Source organism: Kitasatospora sp. NPDC004799, assembly GCF_040609095.1.
Lineage (GTDB): Bacteria > Actinomycetota > Actinomycetes > Streptomycetales > Streptomycetaceae > Kitasatospora.
The window spans coordinates 1-10,296 of the sequence record NZ_JBEXJK010000295.1 but is presented as its reverse complement, the minus strand read 5'-3'; the positions used below and the strand labels follow the sequence as shown (position 1 = coordinate 10,296).

Sequence of the window (10,296 nt, the reverse complement as noted above, 5' to 3'; positions counted from 1 at the left end):
GCCCGTTCCCGCCGGGCGCGCCGGCCGCGCCCAGGCCGCTCACCCGCACCGAGTTGGAGCGCCTGCGGTGGACCGGCCGCCAGGCGGGCTGCGAGCCGACCGCCCGGCACGTCCAGGTGGCCGACGTGGTCCGCCGGGTGGTGCGCGGCGGCGGCCGGGCCGCGGCCGTCACGGTCCGGGTGGCACCAGGGCTCCCGGTGGTGGCCGGGGACGCCCGACGGCTGGAGGCCGCCGTCGCCGGGCTGGTCGACCATGCGATCCGGCGCAGCCCGCTGGGCGGCCGGGTCCTGGTGCGGGCCGACGTGGCGAGCGGTCCGTCCGCGCTGCGGTCGCCCGGACGGGCGGCGGCGACCCGCGGCCGGGTGGAGATCCGGGTCTCCGACCAGGGCGCCCACGAGCTGTTCGACGCGCGCGACTGGATGGTCGCGGGCGCACCGGCGGAGGGCCCGGCGGGGCCCGCCCTGCACGGCCTGGTGGTGGCCGCGGGCGGCCGGCTCGCGGTGGAGACCACCCCCGGCGGGGGGCTGACCGTGGTCCTGCTGCTGACCGTCGCGTACGACTGACCACGTACGTGACCGTCACGTACGACTGACGGAGTACGCCGCTGACGGAGTACGCCGGCGCCCCGGGCGCCCCGCGCGAACCGGGCGGCCGCGCCCCGCCGAACCTAGACTTGCCCCATGCCCCGGCTCAACGACCAGGTCAGGGAGCTGCTCCAGGAGTACGCCGACCTGATCAACATCACCGGCGGGGACGCCTTCCGGGCCCGCGCCTACGAGAAGGCCGCCCGCGCGGTCGGCGGCCACCCCGAGGACCTGGCCGGCCTGGACGTCAAGGGCCTGCAGCAGATCCCCGGCGTCGGGAAGTCCACCGCCGAGAAGATCGCCGAGTACCTCGCCACCGGGACCATCCCCGCCCTGGAGGCGCTGCGCGCCGAGATCCCGTCCGGGGTACGGGAGATGATGGCCGTCCCCAGCGTCGGGCCCAAGCGCGCCCTGGCCCTCTACCGCGACCTCGGGATCGCCTCGGTGGACGAACTCGCCGCGGCCGCCCGGGCCGAGAAGCTCGCCGACCTGCCCGGCTTCGGCGAGCGCAGCGGCGAGAAGATCCTGCACGGCATCGAGCTGATGCGGCAGTCCGGCGGCCGCACCCTGCTGGACACCGCCACCGAGCTGGCCGACCAGCTGGTCGCCGCGCTCTCCGCCGTCCCCGGCTGCACCCGCTGCGCGTACGCGGGCTCGCTGCGCCGGATGCGCGAGACGGTGGGCGACATCGACGTGCTCGCGACCGCCGAGGACTCCGCCCCGCTGATGGCCGCGCTCACCGAACTCCCCTACGTCGCCGAGGTGATCGGCAGCGGGAGCACCAAGACCTCGGTCCGTACCACCCAGGGCGTACAGGTCGACCTGCGGGTCGTACCGGAGGAGGACTGGGGAGCGGCGCTGGTCTACTTCACCGGCTCGAAGGCGCACAACATCAAGCTGCGCACGATGGCCGTCCGGGCCGGGCTGAAGCTCTCCGAGTACGGGCTGTTCGAGGTGGACGGCGGCGCCAAGGTGGTCTCGGAGAGCGAGGACGAGGTGTACGCGGCGCTCGGCCTGCCGTGGATCCCCCCGCCGCTGCGCGAGGACCGGGGCGAGATCGAGGCCGCGCTGGACGGCGGACTCCCGGACCTGGTGCGGGAGTCCGACCTGCGCGGCGACCTGCACACCCACACCGACCTCACCGACGGGCTGGCCCCCCTGGAGGAGATGATCGACACCGCGGCCGCCCGCGGCTACTCCTACTTCGCCGTCACCGACCACGCCCCGGACCTGGTGATGCAGCGGATGACCGACGAGAAGATGCTCGCCCAGCGCGAACAGCTGCGGCAACTCGCCGACCGGCACAAGAAGTTGCGCCTGCTGCACGGCACCGAGCTGAACATCGGCCCGGACGGCGGGGTGGACTGGCCGCCCGAGTTCCTGGCCGGCTTCGACGTCTGCGTGGCCTCCGTGCACTCGCACTTCGCCCTGGACCGGGCCGCCCAGACCCGTCGGCTGATCCGCGCCTGCGAGAACCCGTACGTGCACGTCATCGGCCACCTCACCACCCGCCGGATCGGTCGGCGCGGGCCGATCGACGTCGATCTGGACGCGGTGTTCGAGGCCGCCGCGCGCACCGGCACCGCGATCGAGATCAACAGCTCCCCGCAGCGGCTCGACCTGCGCGACGAGGACGTGCTGCGGGCCAGGCGGCACGGCGTGCGGTTCGCGATCGACAGCGACGCGCACGCCACCGGCCACCTCGCCTACCCGCGCTACGGCATCGGCACGGCGCAGCGCGGCTGGCTCACCGCCGAGGACGTGGTCAACACCTGGACGTGGCAGAAGCTGAAGCGCTTCCTCCGCAAGGACGCGGTGCCGAAGTAGGCCCGGCCTGGCCCGCAGGAGCCGACCGCGCCCGCCGAAACGTCACTCCCCCGCGAAGGCCACCCCGCCGCGACCGGCCTGAACGTCACTCCCCATCGCGGCCCGGCCTGAATGTCACTCCCCGCCGCAGGAGGCCCCTGGCGAGGCCAGCACCCGGGCCGCGCTGCGGTGCCCGAGCCCGGCCGCGCGCCCGAGGTCGCCGGTGTCCAGGAACCCGGCCAGGAACCCCGCCGCGAAGGCGTCCCCGGCCCCGGTGAGGTCGCGCACCTCCGCCACCGGCGGCACCGGCACCATGACCAGCGGCTCACCCGGCACGTCGACGGCGGTCGGCTCGGCACCGGCCTTGGTGACCACCGTGGTGGCCGCCAGCCGGGCCCGCTCCGGCCCGGGCAGGCCGCCCACCAGCAGCCCGAGGAACTCCGACTCGGAGCGGTTGGCGAAGACGAAGGTCGGCGCCAACCCGGCCAGCAGGGCGAGGAAGCGCTCCCGGCCGAACCTCTCCAGCATGCCGGTCGAGGAGGCGTCCACCGAGGTGGTGCCGCCCCGCCGGACCCTGGCGAGCGCGTCCACCGCCGTGCTGCCGACCGGCTCGCCGTCGAAGGAGTAGGCCGGCACGTGCAGGTGGGTCAGTCCGGTCAGCCACGCGTCCGGGACCCGCTCCAGCAGCGTGGCGGCGCCCCGGTCGGGCAGCATGGTCCGCTCGCCGTCCGGGTCGATCAGCACCACGACGCTGCCGGTCCGGCCGCGCCGGGAGACCCGTACGTCGACGCCGTGGCCGGTCAGTTCGGCGACGACGCCGTCCCCGACCGCGTCCTCGCCGACGCAGCCGAGGAAGCGGGCCGGGTACCGCCCGGCGGCGAAGCGGGCGACGTTGGCCGCGCTGCCGCCGCGCCGCCGGAAGACCCGGGCACCGGAGTCGGTGCCGTGCCGCAGCGGGCCCTCGGCCCAGACCACGATGTCCTCGACGAGGTCGCCGAGCACCCCCAGCACGGCTCAGGCCCCGGTCTCGGCGGCAGCCGCCGGGGCCGGCCCGGCGGCCGGAGCGCCACCGGCCGAGGCGGCGCCGGCCGGAGCGTCGACCACAGGAGCAGCGCCGGAGCCCCCCGCCGCACCCGACGCACCCGACGCACCCGACGCGGCCAACGCCGCCGCGATCTCCCCGCCCAGCCGGACGTTGCCCCGGTACACCTCGACGTTGACCTCCAGGCTGCGCCCGCCGGTGTCCCGCTGGATGAAGTCGAGCAGGAACGGCGTGGCGGCGTTGCCGGTGACGCCCAGGCGCTCGGCCTCGGCCCAGGCGCGGGCCAGGATGCCGTCCAGCTCCTCCGGCGGCAGCTGCTCGGCCGGGTCCACCGGGTTGGCGATCAGGACCGCCTGCGGCAGGCCGAGCCGGTCCCGGGACTCGATGACCCTGGCGGCCTGCTCGGGCGAGTCCACGCTGAAGTTGATCTCGTGGCCGGAGTCGGTGACGTAGAAGCCGGGGTACTTGCGGGTGCGGTAGCCGATGACCGGGACGTTGTAGGTCTCGAAGCGCTCCAGGGTGGCCCGGATGTCGAGGATGGACTTCACGCCCGCGCTGACCACGGTGACCGGGGTGGCGGCCAGGGTGGTGAGGTCGGCCGACTCGTCGAAGCTCTCCGAGGCGCCGAGGTGCACGCCGCCGAGGCCGCCGGTGGAGAACACCCGGATGCCCGCCCGGTGGGCGAGGAAGGCGGTGGCGGCGACGGTGGTGCCGCCGTGCCGGCCGAGCGCGGCGACCACCGGGAGGTCGCGCAGGCTCACCTTGTCCAGGCCGTCGGCGGCGGACAGTTCGGTGATCTGCTCGGTGCTCAGCCCGACCGTGGGCACCCCGGTGTGCACCCCGATCGTGGCCGGGACGACGCCCGCCGCCCGCAGCTGCCGCTCCGCCTCCAGCGCGACGGCCAGGTTGCGGGGCCGCGGCAGCCCGTGGGTGAAGATGGTCGACTCCAGGGCGACCACCGGCCGGCCGTCGGCGACGGCCCGGGCGACCTCCTCGGAGACCTGGACGGCGGGAGCGGCGCTGGGGGGAAGTCCGGTCATGATGCGAACCCTCTGTGAGGCTGCCACTGCGGTGGGGCAGCATGCCGTTCAGCGTATGGACGGTTCACATCGGAATCCAGAATGAGTCCTGAGGTTTCCGATAGGCCCTCACCTATCGGTTCGCCTACCCTGACCTCCATGGCTCTCACCTTGCGTCAGCTGCAGGTCTTCCTGGCCGTCGCCGAGACGCTGCACTTCGGACGGGCCGCCGAGCGGCTGCACATCTCGCAGCCGACGGTCAGCCAGGAGGTCGCCCGGCTGGAGCGGACCGTCGGCGTCGAGCTGTTCGACCGCAGCCGCCGCTCGGTCGCGCTCACCGAGGCCGGCGAGGTGATGGCCGCCGAGAGCGCCCGGCTGCTCCGGCAGGCCGAGACGCTGCTGACCCGGGTGCGGCTGCACGAGGAGTCCCGGCTGGGCACGGCCCGGATCGTCGCCTCGCCGAGCGTGGTGAACCGGCTGCTGCCCGCCGTGGTCAGCCGGGCCGAGCAGGAGCTGCCCGCGCTCGACACCGCCGAACTCGCCGTGGACACCGGGCAGGTCTCCGCCACCCTGGCCACCGAGCTGGCCGACATCGGGCTCGGCCGCTTCCTGGACGAGGTGGACGGCTACCGGCTGGAGCGGATCGCCGACGAGCCGGTGCTGGTCGCGCTCGGCCGGCAGCACCCGCTGGCCGGCCGCACCGGCCTGCGGCTGGCCGAACTGCGCGACCTGCCCCTGCTGTTGTGGCCGCGCGAGCAGCACCCCCGCTACTACGACCACGTGCTCGGCCTGTGCGCGGAGCACGGCGTGGACCCGCCGGTGCTGGTCAGCCCGCCGCGGATCGTCGGCTCCCGGCTCTACCTGCTCGCCCGCAACCGCGCCTTCTCGCTGGTGCCCGCCTCGATGGCCGGCCACCTCACCGAGGACGTGGCCACCGTACGGCTGGAGGGGCGGGCCACCCTGCCGCTGGAGATGCAGTGGCGGACGGACGACCGGCGGCCCCGGCTGGCCTCGCTGCGGGACCTGATCCGGCAGGAGGCCGCGGAGCTGGAGCGCTGCTGAGCCGACCCGCCCGCACCCGAAGGAGGGTCGCCGCGCATCCCTGCCGGTCCTCGCGCATCCCTCCCGGTCGTCGCGAATCCTTGACGCTCGTCGCGAATCTTTGCCGGTCGTCGCGAATCCTTGACGCCAACATGCCACCCCCGGAAGGATTCCCGGATCATCCGACCGGCCCGCGGCACCCGCCCGCGGGCCGCCCGACCCCGGGAACCCGCCTTGGCCCTGCGCCCGTTGCTCCGCCGCGCCGCCGGTCTGATCGGCGCCGCCGTCCTCACCCTGGCCGGCACCCTCACCGCCGCCGCCCCGGCCCGTGCCGACTTCGGCACCGACTACCACGACCCGCTCACCGCCACCAAGCCGCTCACCCGCCCCGACACCCGCTCCTGCACCGTCGAAGTGATGCACGAGCGCGAGTTCCGCAACGGGTACGGCAACCCGCCGGACACCCCGTACGACGCCACCCTCACCCCGCCCGCCGACTGCGCCGGCCCCTGGTCGGCGGTGGTCCTGGACCTCCACGGACGGGTCGCCGGGCGGCAGTTCGACCGGATCTTCAGCGTCCGGGTCGGCGGCGTCCAGGTGCTGCTCTCCTCCACCCCGGAGCCGTCCAAGGAGGGCATCGCCTGGAGCGTCGAGCGCGACGTCACCCGCTACGCCCCGCTGTTCGCGGACGGCCCGCAGCAGTTCTCCTTCGACCTCGCCAACGTCACCGACGCCACCTACACCGGCGTCTTCACGATCAGCGCGAGCCTGACCTTCTACACCGCGGACGACCGCCATCCGGCCGCCCGCACCGCCGACCGGCTGCTCACCACCGGGCCGTTCGGGCTCACCCAGGCCGCCCCCTCCGCCGGGCGCGACCTCACCTTCCCGCAGAACCTCGAACGCCTCACCGCCGAGGTCTACGCCCGGGGCGGCGGCGCCTGCGAGGAGTTCGCGTACGCCTCCGCGCCGGACGCCTTCGCCGCCGCCAACCCGGGCACCGGCATCTGCGGCAAGGGCCCGTTCCGCGAGCTGCGGCTGACCGTGGACGGCCGGGTGGCCGGCGCGGTCTGGCCGTACCCGGTGATCTACACCGGCGGCTGGGACCCGCTGCTCTGGCGGCCCGTGCCCGGCGTGTTCGCCTTCGACCTGCCCGCCTACCGGCTCGACCTCACGCCGTACGTCGGGCTGCTGCTGGACGGCCGGCCGCACACCGTGGGCGTCGTCGTGAACACCGCCGAGGCGCAGAGCAACGACGTCTGGACCGGCCAGGTCAACCTGTTCGCCGAGACCGACCACGGCTCCGCCCGCACCACCGGGCAGCTCACCGACCACCGGGTCGCCCCGGAGGCCGCCGTCGCCACCGACCTCGCCGACCACGGCGGCGGCAGCGGCGACTGGACGGTCACCGCCGCCCGCGACGACCTCGCCCGGGGCTGGGTGCAGACCTCGCACGGCCGGATCACCACCGAGGTCCGCGACGAACTCGCCTTCCGCTCCACCCAGCGGCTGCGCGACGGCGGGAACGACCTGACGCTGCACAACGGCACCGACCTCACCCGCACCACCGCCTCCTGGGGCGGCGGCCCGCACCGCACCACCACCGTGCACGAGGGCGAACCGCTGGACGTCAGCTACCGGGTGAGCCGTGACGAGGCCGGCAACACCGACCAGAGCACCGCGATGGACCTCGGCTACCACCGCGAGTCCACCGCGGCGACCGGCGGCCACGTCACCGAGCGCTCCACCGTCGACCACACCCTGCGCCCCACCGCCCGGCGGCACGACGGGGACCGCACCGTCCGGACCGGCAGCAGCACCGAGGAGTACCGCAGCACCGGGCCCGAGGGGCCGTACCAGCGGACGCTGAGCTTCGTGGACGGCTGGCCGCGCCCCTGAGGACCGCTCCCCGCCCCCTCCGGAGCCCGGGTTCCGCTCCTCCGGTGCCCGAGTTGCGAAAATTGGTGGGATTCATGCCGTTGACCCCTGGTGCACAGCCCGTAGGAGGCGCATGATGGGAAGTGGACCTGCGAGGTGAAGGAAGTTCGACCGCAGGAGGCAGTGGCGACGGATCGAGACGGATCAGGGTCTGCCGCTGGAACTACCTCGGTCGACGATCGAACTACCGGCCGGAGGACATCACGTCCGGAGGCCACCCCCACCTCGTAGGTTCCGCGCGTCCACGGAGCATCCCCTCGGCCCCGTGGGCGCGCTCCCGTCTTCACCCGCCCCGGCCGCACGCCCCGCGGCCTCCCGCGCCCGCGCCCGCGGCTACCGCGCGTCCGCCCAGCCCATCTCCCAGGCGTGCACCGCGATCCCGACCCGGTTCGCCACCCCGAGCTTGCGCTGGATGCTGGCGACGTGGGTCTTCACCGTCCCCGGCGAGATGAACAGCTGCGCGGCGATGTCCGCGTTGGTGCGGCCCGCCGCGACGTGCCCGGCGATCTCCACCTCCCGCTCGGTCAGCGGCACCACCGGCGCCGACCGCCGGCGCTCCGGGCGGCGCGGCTCCGTCACCTGCCGCAGCAGCCGGACGGTGACCGACGGGCTGATCAGGCTCTCCCCGTCCGCCGCCGCCCGTACCGCCTCGGCCAGCAGGGACGGGCCGGAACGCTTCAGCAGGAAGCCGGACGCCCCGTGCCGCAGGGCCGGGTACACGTACTCGTCCAGGTCGAAGGTGGTCAGCACCACCACCCGCACCGGCTCCGCCGCCCCCGGCCCGGCCAGCCGCCGGGTCAGCTCCAGCCCGTCCATCCGCGGCATCCGGATGTCCACCAGCGCGACGTCCGGCCGCAGTTCGGCCGCCAGCTCCCACGCGGCCAGCCCGTCCGCCGCCTCCCCCACGACCTCGATGTCCGGCTGGGCCGTCAGGATCCGCCGCACACCGCGCCGGACGGCCTCCTGGTCGTCCGCGATCAGGGTGCGGATCACCCGCGGGGCCTCGCCGTTCGTACTCGTCACGCCCAGCAGTCTGGCGCACGGCCGCCGGACGGGAAAGTTCACGCGGCGGCACCGGCGCGGTTCACCTTCGTCCGGTGGGCTGGCCGCCATGAACGATTCCAGTGGACGTCCCTCCGTCAGCCGGCGCGGGCTCCTGGCCGGCGCGACCGGCGTCGGCCTCGGCGGTGCCGTGTCCCTCTCCGGCCTCCCGGCCACCCCCGCCGCCGCCTCCCCGGTGCTGTGGCAGCGGCCGGGCCGCTCCGGCGCGCCGCGCGTGGCCGGGCTGCACCTCCAGTTCGGTTCGGACGCCTCGCGCGAGGTGGTGGTCTCCTGGCACACCACCAGGTCCGTCGGCAACCCGCGGGTGATGTACGGGACTTCGAACGGCGGCTTCGGCCGGACGGTCCAGGCCGCGACCCGCAGCTACCGGGACGCCGCCTCCGGCACCGAGGTCCAGGTGCACCACGCGCGGCTGACCGGCCTGCACGCCGACACGGACTACGTCTACGCCGCCGTCCACGACGGCACCACCCCCGAGCTCGGCACCGTCCGCACCGCCCCGCGCGGCCGGTCCGCCTTCACCTTCACCAGCTTCGGCGACCAGGGCACCCCCACCCTCGGCCGGAAGACCGCCAGCGGCTACGTCAACGACAACCTCGGCAGCCCCGCCGCCGGCGACACCACCGCCGGGGTCGAGCGGATCGCCCCGCTGTTCCACCTGCTCAACGGCGACCTCTGCTACGCGAACATCGCCACCGACCGGGTCCGCACCTGGTCCGACTGGTTCGAGAACAACAGCCGTTCGGCCCGCCACCGCCCCTGGATGCCCGCGGCCGGCAACCACGAGAACGAGAAGGGCAACGGACCGATCGGCTTCGGCGCCTACCAGGCGTACTTCGAGCTGCCGGACGCTCGCTCCGACGCGGAGACGCGCGGCCTGTGGTACGCGTTCACGGCCGGCTCGGTGCGGGTGATCAGCCTCAACAACGACGACGTGGCGTACCAGGACGGCGGCAACAGCTACGTCCACGGCTACTCCGGCGGCGCCCAGCAGCGCTGGCTGGAGCGGGAGTTGATCGCGGCCAACGCGGACCCGGGGATCGACTGGATCGTGGTCTGCATGCACCAGGTGGTGATCTCCACGGCCGACAAGTTCAACGGCGCCGACCTCGGCATCCGCGAGTCCTGGGTGCCGCTGTTCGACCGGTACGGGGTGGACCTGGTGGTCTGCGGCCACGAGCACCACTACGAGCGCTCGCACCCGATCCGCGGCCAGCAGCCGACCGACACCCGCACGCCGATCCCGGTCGCCACCGGCACCGAGACCATCGACACCACCAAGGGCACCGTCCACATGGTCATCGGCGGCGGCGGCACCTCGGCCCCGTCCAACCAGCTCTTCTTCGAACCCGCCAAGGCCCGGGTGATCACCGGCGTCGGCGCCGCCGACCCGGCCACCGGCAAGCGCCCCCCGGTGTACGTGATCGAGGACGCCCCCTGGTCCGCCTTCCGGGACGCCGACAACCCGTACGGCTTCGCCTCCTTCGACGTCGACCCGGGCGGCCGCGACGGGCGGACCACCATCGGCGTCACCTACTACTCCGTCAGCGGCCCGTACGGGGAGCTGGTCCCGGTCGACCGCTTCACCCTGACCCGCCCGCGCGGCACCCGCGGCGGCGGCCGGGGGCACTGACCCCGGCGCTCGCTGGGACCTCGTCGACCGGGCTCGAAGCGGCGCCCCCCCCCCCCGGGGCGCCGCCCGGGGGGCGCCCCCGGCCCCCCGGGGGGGGCCGGCGCCCCCCCCGCCCCCGGGCGGGGCCCGGCCCGCGGGGCGCCCCCCCCCCCGGGGGGGGGGGGCGGCGGG

General features: G+C 74.9%; 8 protein-coding genes. 5 read left to right on the top strand and 3 right to left on the bottom strand.

The features are described 5' to 3' along the window. Both ABZW03_RS29290 and polX read left to right on the top strand, forming a co-directional pair. Window positions 1-563 (top strand): ATP-binding protein (locus ABZW03_RS29290; RefSeq protein WP_355264665.1); only part of this gene is annotated, 563 nt, incomplete at its 5' end. A 117-nt stretch (window positions 564-680) separates the two neighbouring features. Further along, window positions 681-2,411 carry a DNA polymerase/3'-5' exonuclease PolX gene (gene polX / locus ABZW03_RS29285; RefSeq protein WP_355264662.1) on the top strand — a complete coding sequence of 577 codons (1,731 nt, stop codon included), beginning with the start codon at window positions 681-683 and terminating at the stop codon, window positions 2,409-2,411. A 114-nt stretch (window positions 2,412-2,525) separates the two neighbouring features. Here polX and ABZW03_RS29280 read toward each other — a convergent pair whose 3' ends face one another. Beyond that, window positions 2,526-3,401 carry a PfkB family carbohydrate kinase gene (locus tag ABZW03_RS29280; protein ID WP_355264659.1) on the bottom strand — a complete coding sequence of 292 codons (876 nt, stop codon included), beginning with the start codon at window positions 3,399-3,401 and terminating at the stop codon, window positions 2,526-2,528. 3 nt (window positions 3,402-3,404) lie between these two features. Continuing rightward, window positions 3,405-4,472 carry a pseudouridine-5'-phosphate glycosidase gene (locus ABZW03_RS29275; protein WP_355264656.1) on the bottom strand — a complete coding sequence of 356 codons (1,068 nt, stop codon included), beginning with the start codon at window positions 4,470-4,472 and terminating at the stop codon, window positions 3,405-3,407. Window positions 4,473-4,610: 138 nt separating this feature from the next. On the opposite strand from ABZW03_RS29275, the gene ABZW03_RS29270 reads away from it, so the two are divergent. Further along, window positions 4,611-5,513: a LysR family transcriptional regulator gene (locus tag ABZW03_RS29270; protein ID WP_355264654.1), complete on the top strand. Its 903-nt coding sequence runs from the start codon at window positions 4,611-4,613 to the stop codon at window positions 5,511-5,513. Window positions 5,514-5,726: 213 nt separating this feature from the next. Beyond that, on the top strand, window positions 5,727-7,391 hold the full coding sequence (locus tag ABZW03_RS29265) for a peptide-N4-asparagine amidase (protein WP_355264651.1): 1,665 nt from the start codon (window positions 5,727-5,729) through the stop codon (window positions 7,389-7,391). A 372-nt stretch (window positions 7,392-7,763) separates the two neighbouring features. Here ABZW03_RS29265 and ABZW03_RS29260 read toward each other — a convergent pair whose 3' ends face one another. Further along, the gene (locus ABZW03_RS29260; protein ID WP_355264648.1) at window positions 7,764-8,453 is read right to left on the bottom strand and encodes a response regulator transcription factor; all 690 of its coding nucleotides are present in this window, start codon (window positions 8,451-8,453) and stop codon (window positions 7,764-7,766) included. An 88-nt stretch (window positions 8,454-8,541) separates the two neighbouring features. On the opposite strand from ABZW03_RS29260, the gene ABZW03_RS29255 reads away from it, so the two are divergent. Continuing rightward, complete coding sequence (locus tag ABZW03_RS29255) at window positions 8,542-10,125, top strand: metallophosphoesterase family protein (RefSeq protein WP_355264645.1); 1,584 nt, start codon at window positions 8,542-8,544, stop codon at window positions 10,123-10,125. Window positions 10,126-10,296: the final 171 nt, after the last annotated feature.